This window comes from Cellulosimicrobium sp. KWT-B, from assembly GCF_002127155.1.
Classification (GTDB): Bacteria; Actinomycetota; Actinomycetes; order Actinomycetales; family Cellulomonadaceae; genus Cellulosimicrobium; species Cellulosimicrobium funkei.
Genome location: NZ_NEDO01000007.1, coordinates 148,847 through 168,022, shown reverse-complemented (window position 1 = coordinate 168,022; position 19,176 = coordinate 148,847). Strand labels below are relative to the sequence as shown.

The window sequence follows — 19,176 nt, the reverse complement described above, 5'->3', positions numbered from 1 at the left end:
GGGAGGGCCCAGGGGTCCTTCCCTGCGCGGCACTGCTACGAGAACGACAGGAGCTATCAGGTGAAGAGAGCGACTCAGGTCACCGCCCTCGCGGCGGTCGCCGCGCTCGCGCTGGCCGCGTGCGGCGCCGCGCCCGAGGACGACGAGACGAGCGGCGGCGGCGACAGCACCGCGGGCGGCAACTCCGACTTCTCCGCGTGCATGGTCTCCGACGCCGGCGGGTTCGACGACCAGTCCTTCAACCAGTCGGGCTACGAGGGCCTCGAGAAGGCCAAGACGGAGCTCGGCATCACGACGCACGAGGTCGAGTCCCAGGCGGACACCGACTACGGCCCGAACATCGACAGCCTCGTCCAGCAGGGCTGCAACCTCATCATCGGCGTCGGCTTCCTCCTCGAGGACCCGATCCAGTCGGCGGCCGAGGCGAACACGGACGTGCACTTCGCCCTCATCGACTCGGCGTTCAGCAACCCGGGCGCCACGTCGGACGACCCGCCGGAGCCGGTCGAGATCGACAACGCGAAGCCGATCCTCTTCAACACCGCGGAGGCGGCGTTCCTCGCCGGCTACCTCGCGGCGGGCATGACGGAGACGGGCACGGTCGCCACGTTCGGCGGCATCCAGATCCCCTCGGTCGCCATCTTCATGGACGGCTACGTCGACGGCGTCGCGAAGTACAACGAGGACAACGGCACCGACGTCAAGGTCCTCGGCTGGGACAAGGAAGCGCAGACCGGCACGTTCACCGGCGACTTCGACAACCAGGCGAACGGCCAGAACGTCACGCAGGGCTTCATCGACCAGGGCGCGGACATCATCATGCCCGTCGCCGGCCCGGTCGGCCTCGGTGCCGCCGCGGCGGCCGAGAGCGGCGGCGCGAAGATCATCTGGGTCGACTCGGACGGCTTCCTCACGACGGACTACGGGAGCATCATCCTCACGTCCGTGATGAAGCAGATCGGCCCGGCGGTCTTCGACACCGTGAGCGAGTCGGCGGACGGCAACTTCACGAGCGAGCCGTACGTCGGCACGCTCGAGAACGAGGGCGTCGGCCTGGCGCCGTTCCACGACTTCGAGGACGCGGTCCCGGCCGAGCTGCAGGACCAGCTCGCCCAGTACCAGGAGCAGATCATCGCGGGCGACCTCGTCGTCGAGTCGCCGAACGCGCCGTGACGCGACGCTGAACCCGCCGGCCGCCCACGGGCGACCGGCACCGGTGGCCCGGGCCCAGCGCCCGGGCCACCGTCATGACGACGACGGTGTCGTCGGGGCCGCGACGACGCGCCGCGCTCCCGCGGGTGCGGTTCGATGGAGTACCTCGACGGGATCGAGGTCGACACCGCGGTACGACTGCGAAGCACGAGGAGAGGCAGACCGGTGAAGCTGGAGCTGCGAGGGATCACGAAGGTCTTCGGGTCCCTGGTCGCCAACGACCACATCGACCTGGTCATCGAGCCCGGCGAGATCCATGCCCTGCTCGGGGAGAACGGGGCGGGCAAGAGCACGCTCATGAACGTGCTGTACGGGCTGTACGACCCGGACGACGGGCAGATCCTCGTCGACGACGTGCCCGTGCAGTTCGCGGGCCCGGGCGACGCGATGGCCGCCGGTATCGGCATGGTGCACCAGCACTTCATGCTCGTCCCGGTGTTCACCGTCGCCGAGAACGTCGCGCTGGGGCACGAGCCCGTGAAGGGCGCGGGTCTCATCGACGCGCGCCGCGCGCGCCGCCTCGTCCAGGAGATCTCGGACCGGTTCGGGTTCGAGGTGAACCCGGACGCGATGGTCGAGGACATCCCCGTCGGCGTGCAGCAGCGCGTCGAGATCATCAAGGCCCTGTCGCGCGACGCGCGCGTGCTCATCCTCGACGAGCCGACCGCCGTCCTCACGCCGCAGGAGACGGACGAGCTCATCGCCATCATGCGCGAGCTCAAGGCGGCGGGGACGTCGATCGTCTTCATCACGCACAAGCTGCGCGAGGTGCGCGCCGTCGCCGACCGCATCACGGTCATCCGCCGCGGCAAGGTCGTCGGCACCGCCGACCCGAGCGCGAGCGAGACCGAGCTCGCGTCCCTCATGGTCGGGCGCTCCGTCTCCCTCGGGGTCGACAAGGCGCCCGCGGAGAACGGTGACACCACGTTCCACGTCGACGAGCTCACGGTCATGGACGACGCCGGCACGGCCGTCGTCGACCGCGTGAGCCTGGAGGTCGCGCGCGGCGAGATCCTCGTCGTCGCGGGGGTCCAGGGCAACGGCCAGACCGAGCTCACGGAGACGATCGTCGGGCTGCGCAAGCCGGTCGCGGGCTCGATCCTGCTCGACGGCAAGGAGCTCGTGGGGCGCAGCGTGTCCCAGGTGCTCGAGGCGGGCGTGGGCTACGTGCCCGAGGACCGCAGCACCGACGGGATCATCGGGACGTTCTCCGTCGAGGAGAACCTCGTGCTCGACCTCGTGACGTCCGCGCCCTACTCGCGCGGCGGCGCGCTCGCGCGCGGAACGATCCGCGCGAACGCCGAGCAGCGCATCGGCGAGTTCGACGTGCGCACCCAGTCGGTCGAGACCCCGGCGGGCACGCTCTCCGGCGGCAACCAGCAGAAGGTCGTCCTCGCGCGCGAGATGTCGCGCCCGCTGCGCCTGTTCATCGCGTCGCAGCCGACGCGCGGTCTCGACGTCGGCTCGATCGAGTTCGTGCACCGGCGCATCGTGCAGGAGCGCGACAACGGCACCCCCGTGATCATCGTGTCGACGGAGCTCGACGAGGTGCTCGCCCTCGCCGACCGGATCGCCGTCATGTACCGCGGCCGCGTCGTCGGCGTCGTGCCCGGCGACACCGACCGCGACGTCCTCGGCCTCATGATGGCCGGGGTCCCGCTCGAGGAGGCCGTCGTGCAGGCCGCCGAGCACCACACGACCCTCGGCGAGGCGGACGCCGTCGCCGAGGACGCGCCGTCGGGCGCCGCGCAGGACGCGGCCGCCGCCCGCGAGGAGGAGATCCAGTGACCCAGCAGGCCACGCCCGACGACGCGTCGGCGCTCCCGCCGACGGCCGCACCGCCGAGCGACCCCCAGAAGCCGGAGGCGCCGGCCGGGCAGGGCGTCCTGCGCGAGATGCTCGAGAGCAGCTGGCTCGTCTCGCTGCTCGCGATCGTCGCCGCGCTGATCCTGGGCGGCGTCCTCATCGCGGCCGCCGACCCCGCGGTCCAGGAGGCAGCGTCCTACTTCTTCGCGCGCCCATCGGACTTCTTCCAGGCCGTCTGGGACGCCGTGTTCGGCGCGTACGCCGCGCTCTTCCAGGGCGCGGTCCTCAACGTCGACGCGCCCGACGTCTCGCGGGCGCTGCGCCCCCTCACCGAGACGATGACGGTCGCGACGCCGCTCATCCTCGCGGGACTCGGGCTCGGCATCGGCTTCCGCGCGGGCCTGTTCAACATCGGTGCGCAGGGCCAGATCATCCTCGGCGGCATCTTCGCCGGGTTCGTCGGCTGGACGTTCGCGCTCCCGCCGGGGCTGCACCTCCTGCTCGCCGTGCTGGGCGCCGCGCTCGGCGGGGCCCTGTGGGCGAGCATCGCGGGCGTGCTCAAGGCCCGCACGGGCGCCCACGAGGTGATCGTCACGATCATGCTCAACAACATCGCGATCTACCTCGTCGCGTACCTGCTCACGACGAAGCCGTTCCAGGCGCCGGGCAGCTCCAACCCGATCAGCCCGCGCATCCCGGGGAACGCGCAGTTCCCGCTGCTGCTGGGCGAGGGCTTCCGCCTCCACGCGGGGTTCGTCCTCGCGCTGCTCGTCGCGGTCGGCGTGTGGTGGCTCATGGAGCGCTCGACGCTCGGCTTCCGCTTCCGCGCCGTCGGCGAGAACCCGCACGCGGCCCGGACCGCGGGCATGTCGGTCCCGTGGACGACGGTGTGGGTCATGGCCATCGCGGGCGCGCTCGCGGGCCTCGCGGGCAGCGCGCAGGTGCTCGGCACGGAGCACGTCCTCACGGCCGGCGTCGCGGCGAGCTTCGGGTTCGACGCGATCACGGTGGCGCTGCTCGGGCGGTCCCGTCCGCTCGGGACGGTGCTCGCCGGCCTGCTGTTCGGCGCGCTGCGCGCGGGCGGGTTCGTCATGCAGGCCCGCACGGGCACGCCGATCGACATCGTCCTCGTCGTGCAGTCGCTGATCGTGCTCTTCATCGCCGCGCCGCCGCTCGTGCGGGCGATCTTCCGCCTCCCGACCCCGGGCGGCCCGACGCGCGCCGAACGGCAGGCAGCCCGCCGCCGCGCGAAGGCCGTCCCGACCACGACGACCACCCAGGAGGCCGGAGCATGAGCACCGCGACCACCACCCCGGCACCGGCCGCCGCGCCGGAGCGCGCGGCCAAGCCGCTGCCGCCCATCAGCTGGAAGGCCCCGGTCGCGTACGGGGTCATCGGGCTGCTGGCCCTCGTCTTCTTCGCGCTGCTCCCCGCGGGTGGCCAGCAGACGACGTTCCGCCTCTCGACGGCGAAGGACTTCTTCCAGATCGAGCCGATCACGGTGAGCTCCACCGGGGCGGCGCTGTTCCTGTCGATCCTCGCCCTGCTGCTCGCGGGCCTGTCGTTCTGGGCCGCGCGCGACCGGCGCAAGGTCGGCGTGTGGCTGCCGATCGTGTACGGCGTCGCGGTCGTCTTCGCGTTCCTCTCCTGGGCCGGGGCCGGGAAGTCGGCGATCCCGCTGACGGGCCTGCTCCAGGGCTCGCTCTTCCTCGCGGTCCCGCTCGTGTTCGGCGCGCTCTCCGGCGTGCTGTGCGAGCGCGTCGGCATCATCAACATCGCGATCGAGGGCCAGCTCCTCGCGGGGGCGTTCCTCGCCGCGGTCGTCGCCTCGCTCACGTCGTCGGCGTACGCCGGCCTCATCGCCGCGCCGATCGCGGGCGCGCTCGTGGGCGTGCTGCTCGTGATCTTCTCCGTGAAGTACTGGGTGAACCAGATCATCGTCGGCGTCGTGCTCAACGTGCTGGTCGTCGGCGTGACGAGCTACCTCTACTCGACGGTCCTCAGCGCGGACCCGGCGACGTGGAACTCGCGCAACCCGCTGCCCGTCATCGAGATCCCGGTGCTGTCGCAGATCCCGGTCGTCGGGCCGGTGCTGTTCCGCCAGACCCTCCTCGTGTACCTCATGTACGTGGTCGTGATCCTGCTGCAGGTCTTCCTGTTCCGCAGCCGCTGGGGCCTGCGCCTGCGCGCGGTCGGCGAGCACCCGAAGGCCGCCGACACCGTCGGCATCAAGGTCAACGCGACGCGCGTGCGAAACACGATCCTCGGCGGCGCGGTCGCCGGCCTCGGCGGCGCGTTCTTCACCGTCGCCGCGGGGCTCGCCTTCGGCAAGGAGATGACGGGCGGCAAGGGCTTCATCGCGCTCGCCGCGATGATCCTCGGGCGCTGGAACCCGGTCGGCGCGCTCGTCGCGGCGCTCCTGTTCGGGTTCTCGGACAACCTCCAGACGGTGCTCGGCATCGTCGGGACGCCGATCCCGAGCCAGATCATGCTCATGACGCCGTACGTCGTGACGATCTTCGCCGTCGCCGGCCTCGTCGGGCGCGTGCGCCCGCCGGCCGCCGAGGGCATCCCCTACGTCAAGTGAGGACGGCATGACGGACGTGCACGACGGCGGTACCCGGCCGGGCGGGGGGACGGACCCGGACGGGTCCGCCGCCGGGCCGGCCGTCGACTGGGACGCGCTGCGCACCGCGGCGCGCGACATCATGACCCGCGCCTACGCGCCGTACTCGGGCTTCCCCGTGGGTGCGGCCGCGCTCGTGGACGACGGCCGCGTCGTCGTCGGCTGCAACGTGGAGAACGCCGCGTACGGCGTGACGCTGTGCGCGGAGTGCTCGCTCGTGAGCTCGCTCGTCGGCTCGGGCGGCGGCCGCCTCGTGGCGTTCGCGTGCGTCGACCGGCACGGCGCGCCGCTCATGCCGTGCGGCCGGTGCCGCCAGCTCCTGTGGGAGCACGGAGGGCCCGACCTGCTGGTCGAGACGGTGCGTGGTATCAAGACGATGAGGGACGTGCTGCCCGACGCCTTCGGGCCCGAGGATCTGGAGGAGCGCTCGTGACCAGCGACGACGTGGCCACGCAGGACGGCATCGAGGACGACGGCGAGGACCGCGGCACCGAGGGGCCGGCCCCGGAGGCGTTCGACGCGGTCGACGTCATCCGGACCAAGCGCGACGGGGCGCGGCTCGCGCCCGAGCAGATCGACTGGGTGATCGACGCCTACACGCGCGGCGTCGTGGCCGAGGAGCAGATGGCCGCCCTCGCGATGGCGATCTACCTCAACGGCATGGACCGCGCCGAGATCGGCCGCTGGACGCAGGCGATGATCGCGTCGGGCGAGCGCATGGACTTCTCGGGGCTCTCGCGCCCGACGGCGGACAAGCACTCGACCGGGGGAGTGGGCGACAAGATCACGCTGCCCCTCGCGCCGCTCGTCGCGGTGTACGGCGTCGCGGTGCCGCAGCTCTCCGGCCGCGGCCTGGGCCACACGGGCGGCACGCTCGACAAGCTCGAGGCGATCCCGGGGTGGCGCGCGGCGCTGACCAACGCGCAGATGATGAACGCGCTCGAGCACGTCGGCGCCGTGATCTGCCAGGCGGGCTCGGGCCTCGCGCCCGCCGACCGCCTCCTGTACGCGCTGCGCGACGTCACGGGGACGGTCGAGTCGATCCCGCTCATCGCGAGCTCGATCATGAGCAAGAAGATCGCGGAGGGCACGGGCGCGCTCGTGCTCGACGTCAAGGTCGGCTCGGGCGCCTTCATGAAGGAGCTCGGCTCGGCGCGCGAGCTCGCGCGCACGATGGTCGACCTCGGGACCGACGCCGGCGTGCGCACGGTCGCGCTGCTCACCGACATGTCGACCCCGCTCGGCCTCACGGCGGGCAACGCGCTCGAGGTGCGCGAGTCCGTCGAGGTGATGAAGGGCGAGGGCCCGCAGGACGTCGTCGACCTCACGGTCGCGCTCGCGCTCGAGATGCTCGCCGGGGCGGGCCGCCCGCAGGACGAGGACGACGTGCGCCACGCCCTCCTGGGCGGGCGCGCGCTCGACAAGTGGCGCGAGATGATCGCGGAGCAGGGCGGCGACTCGCGCGCCCCGCTGCCCGTCGCGCGCGAGCGCGAGCACGTCGTGGCCGACCGCGACGGGGTGCTCGAACGGCTCGACGCGTACGCCGTCGGGGTCGCCGCGTGGCGCCTCGGGGCGGGCCGGGCCCGCAAGGAGGACCCGGTGCAGGCGGGCGCGGGCGTCGAGCTCTTCGCCAAGCCCGGCGACACCGTCCGCAAGGGTCAGCACCTCATGACCCTGCACACCGACACCCCGGAGCGCTTCGAGCGCGCGGTGCAGGCCCTCGACGGCGCGTGGTCCGTCGCGGAGCCAGGCACCGTGGTCGAGCGCGGCTCGGTCGTCCTGGACCGCGTCGACTGAGCGTGACGGGCGACGAGCAGGCCCCGCGCGAGCCGGCCGACACGCGTCGGCCGCGGTCGGTGTACGGCGTGGGGACCGAGCCCGACGCACGGTTCAGCCTCGCCAACGAGCGCACCGCGCTCGCGTGGGTGCGCACCGGGCTGGGCCTGGTCGCGGGCGGCGTCGCGCTGACGTCGTTCGCGACGTTCGCGGGCATGGCGGGCCTGCTCGACGTCGTCGCGGGGGTCGCGTGCCTCGCCGGCGCCGGGTTCGCGGGCTACGCGCTCGTGTCGTGGCGCCGCAACGAGCGGGCCCTGCGGCTGCGGTGGCGCCTCCCGGCGCCGAGCGGCCTGCCGGTGCTCGTCGTCGGCGTCGTCGTGCTGGCCCTGCTGCTCGCGGGCTACGCCGTCGGGGCGGCGACCGGAGGGTGAGCGTGCCGTCGGGGGAGCCCGGCGCCGTGCCGCCGCGGGACGAGGGCCTGCAGCCCGAGCGCACGGCGCTCGCGTGGCAGCGCACGGTGCTGGGCGTCGTGGTGGGGGCGCTCGTGCTCGCCGCGGCCGGGCTGCGCTCCGGTTCCGTGGTCACGGTGTGCGCGGCGGTCGCGGTCGCCGTGCTCGCGCTCGTCCTCGCCGTGCTGCGGACGCCGACGGGGGGCCTCCCGCGCGACGGGCGGCTCCGCTCGTGGTCGTTCCTCGTGCGCGTCGCTGGCCTCGTCGTCGTGCTCGCCCTCGTGGGCGCGGCCTGGGCGTTCGGCCGGGTCCTCGGCGGTGCCGCGTGAGGCGCGGGCCGGGGGCGCTGCGGGCGACCGACGTCGCGCGCCTCCTCCCGGCGCGCACCTTGCCGCCGCCCCCGCCGCCCGGCGCCTACGCGCCCGACGCCGCGACCTCCCACGTGCTCGACCTCGCGCGCCGCGCGGGGCACCCGGAGCACCGCGTGCGTGCGTTCGCGACGACCCTCGTCGCGCTGCGGCCTGCGGACCGGCGTGCCGTCGTCGACCCGCTGCGCAGGCTCGACGGACCTGGCGAAGGGCCCGCGGTCCGGACGCTGGAGATCGCGGGCGCGCCCGCGCGCCAGACCGACGGCACGACGTGCGGCTCGGCCGTGCTCGGCCTCCTCGCCGCGGCGGGCGACCCGGTGCTCGCCCTGTGGCTCGCCACCGGGCTGCGCCCGGGGGACGCCGCACGGTACGACCCGGAGGACGCTCGCGCGCGGGGCGGCGTCGAGCGGTTCCGGACGCTCCAGCAGACGCTCAAGCGCCGCACGAACCGGCGCGCGCTCGGGCCGCTGCCGTGGCCCGCGGCGCTCGGGACGCCGCCCTGGGGCGCCGCCCGGACGGCACGCCACGCGGACGTGCGGTTCGTGGACCGGGTCGTCGCGGGGCCGGGCGCGCAGCGCGTCGTGGGAGCCGCGCTCGCCGCCGCGGCGCGCGGCGTGCCCGTGCCGCTCTTCACCGGGGGAGACCTCGCGCTCGGGCTCGCGACCGCCGTCCCGCGCCACGTCGTTCTCCTCACCGACGCCGACGCCGGGGCGAGGTGGTGCCGGGTCTACGAGCCGTCGTCGGGCACGCTCCGCACCGTCGCGGCGGGCGCGCTCCTCGACGGTGCCCGGGTGCCCGCCGTGCGCCGCGCGCTCGGGGGCTGGCCGCACGTGTGCTGGGCGCTCCTGCCCGACGGCCGCGCTGGCGAGGCCGCGCGCCCGGCGGCAGGATGGGCGCAGCCGCCACGACCGTGGTGAGCACGCCGATCGTCGAGGAGGAGTCGCGATGAGCACCGTGCCCGGGAACGACGCATGGCGGGACGCCGGTCTGGACGAGCAGGGCGAGGACGCCGTCAGCCTGGTGGAAGAGGTCGAGGACGACGACCCCGGGGTCGAGGACCCCGTGCACGAGGTCGACGAGTACCAGCCGCGCACCCCGCGCCCCGACCTGGAGGGCGAGGCCGCCGAGGCCGACGTCGTCGAGCAGGCGTCCGCCGTGCCCGGCAGCGACGACGACTACGCCTGACCGTCCGCACCCGGCCGGTGCGCTCGGCGCGAGGCGGGGCGTACCGGCCGGTACCGTGAGCGCATGACCACCGAGAACGCCCCGCTGACGGTCGACGTCATCCGCGCGCTGCCCAAGGTCGTGCTGCACGACCACCTCGACGGCGGGCTCCGCCCCGCCACGATCCTCGAGCTCGCCGCCGACGTGGGGCACCAGCTCCCCGCGGACGACGCCGAGGCGCTCGGCGCCTGGTTCGCGGAGTCCGCGGACTCCGGGTCGCTGGTGCGCTACCTCGAGACGTTCGACCACACGATCGCCGTCATGCAGACGCGCGACGCCCTCGCCCGCGTGGCGCGCGAGGCCGTGCTCGACCTCGCCCGCGACGGCGTCGTGTACGCCGAGCAGCGCTGGGCGCCCGAGCAGCACCTCCAGCGCGGCCTCACCCTCCAGGAGACGGTCGACGCCGTGCAGTCCGGCATGGAGCAGGGCGTCGCCGAGGCGGCCGCGGAGGGGCGGACCATCCGCGTCGGGCAGCTCGTCACCGCGATGCGGCACGCCGACCGCTGGTCGGAGATCGCGGAGCTCGCGGTCGCGAACCGCGGGAACGGCGTCGTCGGGTTCGACATCGCGGGCGCGGAGGACGGCTTCCCGCCCTCGCGCCACGTCGAGATCTGGCGCTACCTGGCCGAGCAGAACTTCCCCGTGACGATCCACGCGGGCGAGGCGGCGGGACCGCAGTCGATCGCCGAGGCCGTGCACCTCGGCCAGGCGAGCCGCATCGGTCACGGCGTCCGCATCGTCGAGGACATCGCGTTCGACCCGGAGTTCCCGCACAGCGCCGAGGGCGAGCCCGGGACGGCCGCGCTCGGCCTCCTCGCGCACTGGGTCCGCGACCACCAGGTCCCGCTCGAGCTGTGCCCGTCGTCGAACGTGCAGACCGGGGCGGCGACGTCGATCGCGGACCACCCGATCACGCGCCTCAAGGAGCTCGACTTCGCGGTCACGCTCAACACCGACAACCGGCTCATGTCGCGCACGACGATGACCCAGGAGATGGCGCTCCTCGTCGAGCACGCCGGCTGGACCATCGACGACCTCGCGGACGTCACGATGACCGCCGCGTGGAGCGCGTTCGTGCACCACGACGAGCGTCGTGCGCTCGTCGACGACGTGATCCTCCCCGGCTACCAGCAGATCGAGGGAGCGCAGCTGTGAGCGACACGACCGGCACGCAGCCCCTGGACGCGGCGGGCCTGGCCCGCTTCGTCGACCACACGCTGCTCAAGCCCGAGGCCACCCCCGCGGACGTCGCGGCGCTCGTCGAGGAGGGCGTCCGCCTGGGCGTCTACTCCGTGTGCGTCTCCCCGTCGATGCTGCCCCTGGACCCGGCGACCACGCGCGAGCGCGGGCTGCTCGTCGCGACGGTGTGCGGCTTCCCGTCGGGCAAGCACCACAGCGACGTCAAGGCGTTCGAGGCGGCCCGGTCCGTCCGCGACGGCGCCGACGAGGTCGACATGGTCATCGACGTCGGCGCGGCCAAGGCCGGCGCGTGGGACGCGGTGCGCGACGACGTCGCGGCCGTCCGTGCCGCCGTCCCTGCCGACAGGGTCCTCAAGGTCATCATCGAGTCCGCCGCGCTCACGGACCACGAGATCGTCGAGGCGTGCCGCGCGTCCGAGGCGGCGGGCGCGGACTTCGTCAAGACCTCGACCGGGTTCCACCCCGCGGGTGGTGCCTCCACGCACGCCGTCTCGATCATGGCCGAGACCGTCGGCGGTCGCCTGGGCGTCAAGGCGTCCGGCGGCGTCCGCACGCTCGCCGACGCCCTCGCGATGATCGAGCACGGCGCCACGCGCCTCGGGTTGTCCGGCACGGCCGCCGTCCTCGCGGGGTTCGACGGCGCGGACGCCCCCTCCGCGGGGGACACGGGCTACTGACGCCGTGGCACGTCTCCTCGACCTGTTCCTGGCGGAGGCGGGACCGGCCACCCGCGCGCGGGTGGCCGCATGGTCGGCCTCGGGCGACGGCTGGACCGAGATCCCCGGGGACGTCGTGGACGTCGAGCTCTTCCGGGCGGAGCGCGTCGCCGTGATCGCCGGCGTCCTCCCGCCCGACGGCGAGGAGCGGGTACCGCTGGACGCGTTCCTCGCCGCCGTCGCGGAGGGCTGACGAGCCGGGGTCCCCGGTCACCGGAACGTTCCGGCGACCGGGGACCCCGGCCCGTGGTGGCTCAGAGGCCGAGCGCGCGCGTCATGTCGGCCTTGACGCGGTCGAGGCGGTCGCGGGCGAAGGCGCGGGCCGCGGTGAGGTCGTCGTGCGAGGCGTCCGGGGCGACCGGGACCACGACCTCCAGGTAGCACTTGACCTTCGGCTCGGTGCCGCTCGGGCGCACGATGACGCGCGTGCCGTCCGCGGTGAGGATCCGCACGCCGTCCGTCGGCGGGAGCCCGTCCAGGCCCGCGGAGAGGTCGGTGACGTCGGAGACGCCGGCCCCCGCGAGGGTGCGCGGGGGAGCGGCCCGCAGGTGGGCCATCGTCTCGCCGATGCGGTCCAGGTCCTCGAACCGGGCGGAGAGCTGGTCGCTCACGTGCAGGCCGTGGGCGCGCGCGAGGTCGTCGAGCGCGTCGACGATCGAGCGCCCCTCGGCCTTGAGGCGGTTCGCGAGCTGCGCGACGAGCAGCGCCGCGCTGATGCCGTCCTTGTCCCGCACGTGGGCCGGGTCGACGCAGTAGCCGAGCGCCTCCTCGTAGCCGAACACGAGGCCGTCGACGCGCGAGATCCACTTGAACCCGGTGAGCGTCGTCGCGAAGCCGAGCCCGTGCGCGGCCGCGATCTTGCCCAGCAGCCGCGACGACACGATCGAGCAGGCGAGCACGCCCCCCGAGGCGCCCGACGCGGCGACGCGACGCGCGACGTCGTCCCCCAGGAGCGCGCCGACCTCGTCGCCGTGCAGCATGCGCCAGCCGTTCGACCGGGCCGTCTCCGCGCCCTGGTAGGTCCCGACGCGCGGGTCGAGCACCGCGACGGCGCACCGGTCGGCGTCGGGGTCGTTGGCGAGCACGACGTCGGCCGCCGCGTCCTGCGCGACGGCGAGCGCGAGGTCCATCGCGCCCGGCTCCTCCGGGTTGGGGAACGCGACGGACGGGAAGTCGGGGTTCGGGTCGAGCTGCTCCTCGACCGGCACGACCGTCGTGAAGCCCGCGTCGCGCAGGACGTGCGCGACCGTCTCGCCGCCCACGCCGTGCAGCGCCGTGGTGACGACCTTGAGGTCGCGCCGTGCGCCGTCGGACAGCGCGAGGACCGACCGCTCGTAGGCGACGACGACCTCGCGGTCCAGCACGGTCCACCCGGACGACGCGCGCGGGACGGACCGCGCCGGCCCGACGGCCGCGATCGCGGCGGCGATGTGCGCGTCGTACGGCGGGACGATCTGGGCGCCCTGGCCGGAGTCGGTGACGACGCGGCCGCCCAGGTAGACCTTGTACCCGTTGTCGGCGGGCGGGTTGTGGCTCGCGGTCACCATGACGCCCGCGTCGGCGCCGAGGTGGCGCACCGCGAAGGCGAGGACGGGCGTCGGCAGGGCCGACGGCAGGACGAGCACGTCGAGGCCCGCCGCGGTGAGCACGGCCGCGCTGTCCACCGCGAACGTGCGGGAGCGGTGCCGCGCGTCGAACCCGACGACGACGCGCGGTCGCGCCGCGCCACCCGCGCCCGCCGGGCCCAGGGTGTCGAGGAGGTAGGCGCCCAGGCCCGCGGCCGCGCGGATCACGACCGCGCGGTTCATGCGGTGCGGCCCCGCCTCCATGCGCCCGCGCAGCCCGGCCGTGCCGAACTCGAGCGGGCCGGAGAACCGGTCCTGCAGGTCGGCGAGCGCGCGCACGCGCACGTCGTGCTTGCGCGGGTCGGGGGAGTCGACGAGCTCGAGCAGACGGCGCAGCTCGTCCTGGTCGCCGGCGTCGACGTCGTCGTCGATCCACGCCGTGACGCGCGCGAGGAACGCCGCGTGGTCGGTCCCCGGGTCGAAGGTCGGGTCGTCGGCCGGGTCGGCCCGGTGCCCCGCAGTGCGGTCCGTCATGTCACACCAGCTTCGCGATGTCGGCCAGGAGGGCGCTGATCCGGGGTCCCGCGGCCTGGCCGGCCTCGATGACCTCGGCGTGGGAGAGCGGCGTCGGGCTGATCCCGGCGGCGAGGTTCGTCACGAGCGAGACGCCGAGCACCTCCAGGCCGCAGTGCCGGGCCGCGATGGCCTCGAGCGTCGTGGACATGCCGACGAGGTCGGCACCGAGGACCCCGGCCATCCGCACCTCGGCGGGCGTCTCGTAGTGCGGCCCGGGGAACTGGGCGTACACGCCCTCGGGCAGCGTCGGGTCGACGCGGTGCGCGAGCTCGCGCAGGCGCGGCGAGTACACGTCGGTGAGGTCGACGAACGTCGGCCCCTCCAGCGGGCTGCGGGCCGTGAGGTTGATGTGGTCGGAGAGGAGGACGGGAGTGCCCGCGCCCCACTCCTGGTTGAGCCCGCCGCAGCCGTTCGTGAGGATGAGGGTCTCCGCGCCCGTCGCGGCGGCCGTGCGCACGCCGTGCACGACGGCGCGCACCCCCTTGCCCTCGTACAGGTGCGTGCGCGAGCCGAGCACGAGGGCGTGCCGCACCGAGCCGTCGGCGCGCTCGACCCGGATGGACCGCGTCACCGAGAGGTGCCCCGCGACCGCGGGTGCGGAGAAGCCGGGGATCTCGTGCGTCGGGACCTCCGCGACGACCTCGCCGAGCAGCTCCGCGGCGCCGCCCCAGCCCGACCCGAGCACGAGGGCCATGTCGTGGCCCTCGACCCCGGTGGCCTGCGCGATGTGGTCGGCCGCGGCCCGGGCCACGAGGAAGGGGTCGGTCGCGGGATCGTCGAGCGGGGGTGTGCTCGGAGGCGTCGTCGTCATGGTCGCAAGGCTAGTCCGTCCCCGGGCCCGCGACCTGACGAGCACCGCCGCCCCGCGCGGCACGCCGGACCTGCCGCGACGTCTCGCATGCTGACACCGAGGGACGCGACGGCCTGACAGAATGTCCGGCGTGACGCACGTGAGCATGGACTCCTCGACCGCCCCGGACAGCACCCGCATCGTCGTCGTGGGGGGTGGGCCCGGCGGCTACGAGGCCGCCCTCGTCGCCCGTCGCCTCGGCGCCGACGTCACCGTCGTCGAGCGCCACGGGCTCGGCGGCGCGGCCGTCCTGACGGACGTCGTCCCCTCGAAGACGCTCATCGCCACCGCCGACTGGATGACGATCGCCGAGCGCGCCGCCGAGCTCGGCATCCGCCTGCCCGTCGACACGGCCAAGGCGCAGCACCCCGCGATGCGGCGGCACATCGTCGACCTCGAGGCCGTCAACACGCGCGTCATGGCGCTCGCGGCGGCGCAGTCCGCCGACATCCACGCCCGGCTCGAGCGCGAGGGCGTGCGCGTCGTCATCGGCGAGGGCCGGCTCGACGGCCCCGAGCGCGTCGTGGTCGACGCGCCCGACGGCACCGACGGCCCGCTCGTGCTCGACGCCGACGTCATCCTGCTCGCGCTCGGCGCGACGCCGCGCGTGCTCCCGACCGCGCAGCCCGACGGCGAGCGCATCCTCACGTGGACGCAGCTCTACAACCTCTCCGAGCTTCCGGAGCGGCTCGTCGTCGTGGGGTCGGGCGTCACCGGCGCCGAGTTCGCAGGCGCGTACAACGCGCTGGGCTCGGACGTCGTGCTCGTGTCGAGCCGCGACCGCGTGCTCCCCGGCGAGGACGCCGACGCCGCCGAGCTGCTCGAGGGGGTGTTCCGCTCGCGCGGCATGACGGTCATGTCCCGCTCGCGCGCCGAGTCCGCGGAGCGCACCGAGGACGGCGTGCGCGTCACGCTCTCCGACGGCCGCGTCGTCGAGGGCTCGCACGTGCTCATCGCCGTCGGCGCGATCCCCTCGACGAGCGGCATCGGCCTCGAGGAGGCCGGGGTCCGGCTCACGCCCAGCGGGCACGTCGAGGTCGACAAGGTGTCGCGCACGTCGGTGCGCGGGATCTACGCGGCGGGCGACTGCACCGGCGTGCTGCCCCTCGCGTCCGTCGCGGCGATGCAGGGCCGCGTCGCCATGTCGCACGCGCTCGGCGACGCCGTCGTGCCGATCAAGCTGCGCACCGTCGCGGCGAACATCTTCACCGCGCCCGAGATCGCGACCGTCGGGTACAGCGAGGAGCAGCTCAAGGCGCAGAGCAGCAAGTACGTCACGACCGTCCTGCCGCTCGCGCGCAACCCGCGCGCCAAGATGCTCGGCATGCGCGACGGCTTCGTCAAGCTGTTCGCCCACCCGGAGGCGGGGGTCGTGCTGGGCGGCGTGGTCGTCGCGCCGCGCGCGAGCGAGCTCGTGTTCCCCATCACGCTCGCGGTCTCGCACCGCCTCACGGTCGACGACGTCGCGTCGGCCTTCACCGTCTACCCGTCGCTCAGCGGCTCGATCGCCGAGGTGGCGCGCATGCTGCACCACCGGGAGGACTGAGCACTCGCAGGCGGTCTCGGCGGGCACGGCGCCTCAGCCGAGCGCGGCGACCAGCCGGCGGGCGCTCGCGGCCGGGTCCTCGGTGCCCGTGACGAACGTGCGGTGCGCGAGGCTCCGCGTCCCCGGGTCGTCGAACCACTCGGCGAGGAAGTCGTGCCCCGCGGGTCGCCAGTCGGTGCCCTTGGCGGCGAGGGAACGGGCACGCAGCACGCCGAGCGCGTGCTCGCGGTCGGTGCTCGGCAGCACGAGGACGACGTGCGGGACGGGCGCGAGCGCGGCGCGGACGCGGGCGAGCTGCGCGGGGTCGGTGTACGACGCGTGCCCCGCGCCGAGCGCCAGCACCGAGCCCGGGTGCTCCGCGACCGCGCGCTCCGTCGCGTGCGCGCGGGCCGGCTCCCACTCGCGCTCGGCCGCCACGCGGCCCACCACGCCGACGCGCTCGACGAGGCGCTCGACGCTCCAGCCGACCTCGGGGTAGTAGCGGTCGGCCACGGCGTCGAGGTCGACGAAGGGCACCCCGAGCCGCTGCGCGACGAGCGCGCCGAGCGTCGACTTGCCGGTCGCCGCGGGACCGAGCAGGACGAGGACGGGAGCCGGGGGACGAGCACCCGGCACGTCAGAGCCGTCCGTCGAGACGCAGGCTCCCGTCCGCCCACGCGAGCTCGGTGAGCTGGAAGCCGGGGAACGTGTGCTCGAGCACGCCGCCCAGGAGCGCCTGCACGTCGACCGCGACGCGCGCCTCGGGCAGCACGCGCACGGCCTCGGGCGGCAGGCCGTGCGAGCGCAGCGCGCCCTGCAGCGGCGCCTCGACGAAGCCGAGGAGCTTGTGGGCGGGCAGGCCGGCCGCGCTCGCCTCGACCGCGAGCACCGCGGTGCCCGCGACGACGGACTCCACGCGCAGCGTCGCGCGGACGACCGGGACGAGCCGGGCCGCGAGCCGGAGGGCCGACGGCGGGTCGGGCACCTCGCGGAGGTCGACGACGACCCGCACGTCGTCGCCCTCGCTCGCGACCGACCGCACGTACGGCGGCAGGCCGCCCGTCGCGCGGGCGATCTCGACGGCCTCGGTCACGGTCAGCTCGATGCGCACCCGTCGACCCTAACCCCGCGGCCCCGCGCCCGGGTCGGGCCGCGGGCGCCGGGATCCCGGGCCGAGGTGGCCGGGACGGGTCTCAGTCCTGCGCGCGGAGCTCGGCAAGCAGCGGGCGGTGGTCGGACGTCGTGACGTCGAGGACCTCGACCGACCGGAACGTCACCGCGGGGGAGCCGAGGACCCAGTCGATGCGGTGCGCCGGGGCCACGGCGGGGGACGTGAGCGCCGCGGGGTCGCCCGCGACGTCCTGCCCGCTCTCGAGACCGGCGTCCTCGAGGAGGGCGATCTCGTCCCAGCCGGGCTCCGCGTTGAGGTCGCCCGCCAGGACGTACGCGTCCTCGACCGGCTCGACGGCGAGGAGAGCGTCGAGCTGGTCGAGGCGGGTCGGGGTGTTCTCCTCGCGGTGCTGCACGTGCACCGACGTGACGCGCACCGGGACGCCCGCGGCGTCGACCGTGGCGGACACGGCCGAGCGCTCCTGGGGGCCGGCGCCGTAGGGGAGGGCGTGGCGCACCACGTCGGAGAGGTCGCCCCGCAGCGGGTCCCAGAGGATCGCGTTGCCGAACTGGCGGTCGGCCGCGGGCGCGAAGACGACCCGCATGCCCGTGGCGCGCGCGAGGTACGTCGCCATGTCGGCGCCGCCGCCGAGCACCCAGCCACGGGACACCTCCTGGAGGGTCACGACGTCGGCCCCGGACTCCGTGATCGTCGCCGCCATCTCGTCGAGCCGGACCGACGGGTCGGCGCTCACGCCGTAGTGCAGGTTCCAGTCCAGCAGCCGGAGGTCGCCCACCGGGTAGTCGGCGACGGCGGACGTCGTCGTCGGCACGTGGACCTGGGAGACGCCGACGAGCGCGAGCAGCGCGACCGCGCCCCCGAGGGCGAGCGCGAGCGGCCCGCGCTCCCGAGGGGCGGGCCGCTCGTCGTCCGGGGTCGGCGCGGCGCGGTGCGCACGCCTTCCCGCGGCCACGGCGGGGACGGCCACGGCGAGGGCGGCCGCGACGGGCAGCAGGGTGTGGGGGAACGGCAGCGGCACGTCGTACTCGAGCTGGTAGCCCAGCAGCGGGACCGCGACGCCGAGACCCGCGGCGCTCGCGGCGCCGGCGAGCCGGAGCCACGTGAGCGGGAGGGCCGGGCGGGTCAGTGCGAGGGCGAGCGAGCGCCCCGCGACCGGGACCAGCAGCACGAGCAGGGCGAGCAGCACCCAGCCCCACGCGCCCGGCCCGTCGAGGCGGGGGACCGCGAGCAGGACGACGGTGACGCCCACCACGAGCACCGCGGGCGGGAGCCACACCGCACCGGGACCGGACCGCGCGGGGCGCGGGACGGCCCAGGCCGTGAGCAGCGCGGCGACGGCGAGCCCGGCGACCGCGAACGGGAGCGCGACCCCCGTCTGCGCCGCCGCGAACGCCGGGTTGACCAGCACCTGCACGGCGAGCGCGACGAACGGGCCGAGCACCCACAGCCCGCGCGACCCCGGCAGGGCGTCGCGCCCGCGCAGCACCCACGCGCAGGCGAGCGCCGCCCCCGTGACGACGACCGTCACGACCCACGCGCCGACGTCGGCCCGCCAGTAGGCGTCCCACGTCCCCAAGACCGCGCTCAGCGCCGCGGCGAGGAGCGCGCCGAGCACGACGCCCAGGGCCACGAGGCGGCCCCGCGCGAGGCCGTCGGCCGCGCCCGCGCGGACGCCGCTCGTGAACCCCGCCACGAGGACGAGCACGCCGATCCCGAGCGCGACGGTCGCCAGGCCCACGCCGTACCGGACGAGCCCGAGGTCCGCGCCCGAGGCGATCGCCGTGCCGAGCCCCTGGAGCACGAGCCGCGCCACGACGAGCGCGGAGACGGCGAGCAGCACGACGCGGCCGGTGAGCTCGAGCCGCGCGGCGATCATGGCGACGAGCAGCCCCGGCGCCGCGTACGTCGCGAGGGCCGTCAGGGCCACGGTGACGACCCCCGCGGAGAACGCGTGGTCGAGCAGCGGGCCGCTCGACCGCACGAGCTCGACCACCGTCGCCGTGACGGTGACGACGAGGAGCAGGAGGGCGAGGTCGGCGCGGTCGCGCGGGACGACGGGGGCCGGCGCGGGGTTCACGAGGTGTGACGCTACCGCCCCGGGCGCGCGTGGCACAGGGCGGGCGTCCGGCCCGGGCGGGGTCGGCGCCCGGG

At 75.0% G+C, this 19,176-nt stretch carries 19 protein-coding genes; 14 read left to right on the top strand and 5 right to left on the bottom strand.

The features are described 5' to 3' along the window. Positions 1 to 60 precede the first annotated feature (60 nt). From B9L22_RS18820 to B9L22_RS18760, 13 genes are all read left to right on the top strand, one after another. Positions 61 to 1,173 carry a BMP family protein gene (locus B9L22_RS18820; RefSeq protein WP_086151488.1) on the top strand — a complete coding sequence of 371 codons (1,113 nt, stop codon included), beginning with the start codon at positions 61 to 63 and terminating at the stop codon, positions 1,171 to 1,173. Between the two features lie 204 nt (positions 1,174 to 1,377). After that, positions 1,378 to 3,000 (top strand): ABC transporter ATP-binding protein, encoded by a 1,623-nt coding sequence (locus tag B9L22_RS18815; RefSeq protein ID WP_051027470.1) that lies wholly within the window; start codon positions 1,378 to 1,380, stop codon positions 2,998 to 3,000. After that, on the top strand, positions 2,997 to 4,313 hold the full coding sequence (locus tag B9L22_RS18810) for an ABC transporter permease (protein ID WP_076405246.1): 1,317 nt from the start codon (positions 2,997 to 2,999) through the stop codon (positions 4,311 to 4,313). The genes B9L22_RS18815 and B9L22_RS18810 overlap by 4 nt, the downstream gene beginning before the upstream one ends. Further along, positions 4,310 to 5,605, top strand: a complete 1,296-nt coding sequence (locus B9L22_RS18805; protein ID WP_034651148.1) for an ABC transporter permease — start codon at positions 4,310 to 4,312, stop codon at positions 5,603 to 5,605. The genes B9L22_RS18810 and B9L22_RS18805 overlap by 4 nt, the downstream gene beginning before the upstream one ends. Positions 5,606 to 5,612: 7 nt before the next feature. Then, positions 5,613 to 6,077 (top strand): cytidine deaminase, encoded by a 465-nt coding sequence (locus B9L22_RS18800; protein WP_021482587.1) that lies wholly within the window; start codon positions 5,613 to 5,615, stop codon positions 6,075 to 6,077. Positions 6,078 to 6,106: 29 nt separating this feature from the next. Further along, entirely contained in the window at positions 6,107 to 7,441 is a 1,335-nt protein-coding gene (locus tag B9L22_RS18795) for a thymidine phosphorylase (protein ID WP_061267697.1), read from the top strand. Between the two features lie 2 nt (positions 7,442 to 7,443). Beyond that, complete coding sequence (locus B9L22_RS18790) at positions 7,444 to 7,851, top strand: YidH family protein (protein ID WP_233140236.1); 408 nt, start codon at positions 7,444 to 7,446, stop codon at positions 7,849 to 7,851. Beyond that, complete coding sequence (locus B9L22_RS19840; RefSeq protein WP_158097228.1) at positions 7,848 to 8,198, top strand: DUF202 domain-containing protein; 351 nt, start codon at positions 7,848 to 7,850, stop codon at positions 8,196 to 8,198. Before B9L22_RS18790 ends, B9L22_RS19840 begins: the two co-directional genes overlap by 4 nt. Continuing rightward, complete coding sequence (locus tag B9L22_RS18780) at positions 8,195 to 9,154, top strand: hypothetical protein (protein WP_086151487.1); 960 nt, start codon at positions 8,195 to 8,197, stop codon at positions 9,152 to 9,154. The genes B9L22_RS19840 and B9L22_RS18780 overlap by 4 nt, the downstream gene beginning before the upstream one ends. 28 nt (positions 9,155 to 9,182) lie before the next feature. Further along, on the top strand, positions 9,183 to 9,422 hold the full coding sequence (locus B9L22_RS18775) for a hypothetical protein (protein WP_009863298.1): 240 nt from the start codon (positions 9,183 to 9,185) through the stop codon (positions 9,420 to 9,422). 63 nt (positions 9,423 to 9,485) lie between these two features. Then, a complete protein-coding gene (locus B9L22_RS18770) occupies positions 9,486 to 10,616 on the top strand; it encodes an adenosine deaminase (protein WP_086151486.1) in 1,131 nt (376 codons plus the stop codon). Continuing rightward, positions 10,613 to 11,338: a deoxyribose-phosphate aldolase gene (gene deoC, locus B9L22_RS18765; RefSeq protein WP_086151485.1), complete on the top strand. Its 726-nt coding sequence runs from the start codon at positions 10,613 to 10,615 to the stop codon at positions 11,336 to 11,338. The genes B9L22_RS18770 and deoC overlap by 4 nt, the downstream gene beginning before the upstream one ends. A 4-nt stretch (positions 11,339 to 11,342) precedes the next feature. Next, positions 11,343 to 11,570: a hypothetical protein gene (locus B9L22_RS18760; RefSeq protein WP_086151484.1), complete on the top strand. Its 228-nt coding sequence runs from the start codon at positions 11,343 to 11,345 to the stop codon at positions 11,568 to 11,570. A 61-nt stretch (positions 11,571 to 11,631) separates the two neighbouring features. On the opposite strand, the gene B9L22_RS18755 is transcribed toward B9L22_RS18760, so the two are convergent. Further along, positions 11,632 to 13,476 (bottom strand): phospho-sugar mutase, encoded by a 1,845-nt coding sequence (locus tag B9L22_RS18755; RefSeq protein WP_086151483.1) that lies wholly within the window; start codon positions 13,474 to 13,476, stop codon positions 11,632 to 11,634. Between the two features lies 1 nt (position 13,477). Further along, positions 13,478 to 14,329, bottom strand: a complete 852-nt coding sequence (locus tag B9L22_RS18750; RefSeq protein ID WP_043651298.1) for a purine-nucleoside phosphorylase — start codon at positions 14,327 to 14,329, stop codon at positions 13,478 to 13,480. A gap of 121 nt (positions 14,330 to 14,450) precedes the next feature. On the opposite strand from B9L22_RS18750, the gene B9L22_RS18745 reads away from it, so the two are divergent. Further along, positions 14,451 to 15,914, top strand: coding sequence for an NAD(P)H-quinone dehydrogenase (locus tag B9L22_RS18745; RefSeq protein ID WP_061267658.1), 1,464 nt, complete (start codon positions 14,451 to 14,453; stop codon positions 15,912 to 15,914). A 33-nt stretch (positions 15,915 to 15,947) separates the two neighbouring features. Here the strand turns inward: B9L22_RS18745 and B9L22_RS18740 are convergent, their stop codons facing one another. From B9L22_RS18740 to B9L22_RS18730, 3 genes are all read right to left on the bottom strand, one after another. Continuing rightward, entirely contained in the window at positions 15,948 to 16,529 is a 582-nt protein-coding gene (locus B9L22_RS18740; protein ID WP_086151482.1) for a shikimate kinase, read from the bottom strand. Position 16,530: 1 nt separating this feature from the next. Then, a complete protein-coding gene (locus tag B9L22_RS18735) occupies positions 16,531 to 17,004 on the bottom strand; it encodes a hypothetical protein (RefSeq protein WP_061267660.1) in 474 nt (157 codons plus the stop codon). Between the two features lie 82 nt (positions 17,005 to 17,086). Next, positions 17,087 to 19,102: an endonuclease/exonuclease/phosphatase family protein gene (locus tag B9L22_RS18730; protein ID WP_086151481.1), complete on the bottom strand. Its 2,016-nt coding sequence runs from the start codon at positions 19,100 to 19,102 to the stop codon at positions 17,087 to 17,089. Positions 19,103 to 19,176 lie beyond the last annotated feature (74 nt).

Coding starts and splice junctions, on each gene's coding strand:
- B9L22_RS18805 (WP_034651148.1), top strand. CDS start 4,310: ATGAGCACCGCGACCACCACCCCGGCACCGGCCGCCGCGCCGGAGCGC.
- B9L22_RS18800 (WP_021482587.1), top strand. CDS start 5,613: ATGACGGACGTGCACGACGGCGGTACCCGGCCGGGCGGGGGGACGGAC.
- B9L22_RS18775 (WP_009863298.1), top strand. CDS start 9,183: ATGAGCACCGTGCCCGGGAACGACGCATGGCGGGACGCCGGTCTGGAC.
- B9L22_RS18770 (WP_086151486.1), top strand. CDS start 9,486: ATGACCACCGAGAACGCCCCGCTGACGGTCGACGTCATCCGCGCGCTG.
- B9L22_RS18755 (WP_086151483.1), bottom strand. CDS start 13,476: ATGACGGACCGCACTGCGGGGCACCGGGCCGACCCGGCCGACGACCCG.
- B9L22_RS18750 (WP_043651298.1), bottom strand. CDS start 14,329: ATGACGACGACGCCTCCGAGCACACCCCCGCTCGACGATCCCGCGACC.
- B9L22_RS18745 (WP_061267658.1), top strand. CDS start 14,451: ATGTCCGGCGTGACGCACGTGAGCATGGACTCCTCGACCGCCCCGGAC.